Genomic DNA, 919 nt, shown 5'->3' with positions numbered 1-919 from the left:
CAGTCCGTTAACTCCTCCTGTAGAATATATTTATGAGTCACTCAAGATTACTGATAGTTTTGGCGGAGTGAGTCTGACGTGGAAAAATCCGACTCGACAAAATATTATTCTGGAAGTCACCAAAAAGGAAAATGGAGAATGGGTTTCTTTGGAGAATTTCTATTCCAGTATAGTGGAAGGGCAAGCTAAAATCCGAGGATTAGCTGCGGAACCGATCACGTTAGGATATAGAATTCGTGACCGCTGGGATAATTATTCCGAAACCTTGGAATTGGAAAGCAATCCTTTGTATGAGGAGGAACTTGACAAGTCGAAATTTAGTGAAGTGACCCGTTTGCCTGGTGACTGTACAGTAAACGGCGGTTTGCCGATACGGAATATCTGGCAGGGTAATAATAACACTGACTGTTTCCATGATAATGAAGCAAGTATGGGGAAATGTGTGACTTTCGACATGGGACAGATTGCCAAGGTAAGTCGTTTTAAGATGTGGCAGCGCAGGGGAGATGGAAATATTTGGACCTACACTCACAATAATTTGAAGAAATATGTGATTTATGGCTGTACGGAGCTTACGGACGAAATGTATAATAGCGGTGTGGAAAAAGAAGACGGCATCATATATCCTACATTTGAAGAATGGACGAAAATCATGGATGTAGAGTGTTATAAACCTTCTGGGCAAGATAATCCGGTTATCACTAACGAAGATATTGAATATATACAGAACGGTGATGAACATGAAGTTCCTATTGATGCACCTAATTTCCGTTATGTAAGAATTCTTTTTGTTGAAAGCTGGAGTAATGGTGTACATTCCCAGATTGGCGAAATGACTTTCTGGGGACAACCTGCAACAGAGTAATTAAAAAAATCAGATTATGAAAAATATAATAAGATATATAGCTTGTGGCTTGTC

The 919-nt window shown here is 39.5% G+C and carries 1 protein-coding gene; it reads left to right on the top strand.

Translation table 11 applies throughout. The annotated features are described in order from the left end of the window. Positions 1 to 865: DUF5000 domain-containing lipoprotein (locus tag BHV72_RS05880; RefSeq protein WP_286855124.1), on the top strand; the 865-nt coding region annotated here is incomplete at its 5' end. Positions 866 to 919 lie beyond the last annotated feature (54 nt).

It is taken from the genome of Bacteroides sp. 43_46 (genome assembly GCF_001915455.1).
In the GTDB taxonomy this organism is placed as follows: Bacteria; Bacteroidota; Bacteroidia; order Bacteroidales; family Bacteroidaceae; genus Bacteroides; species Bacteroides caccae.
Note: the sequence above shows the minus strand (reverse complement) of the source record. Positions and strands in the feature narration are given on the sequence as shown.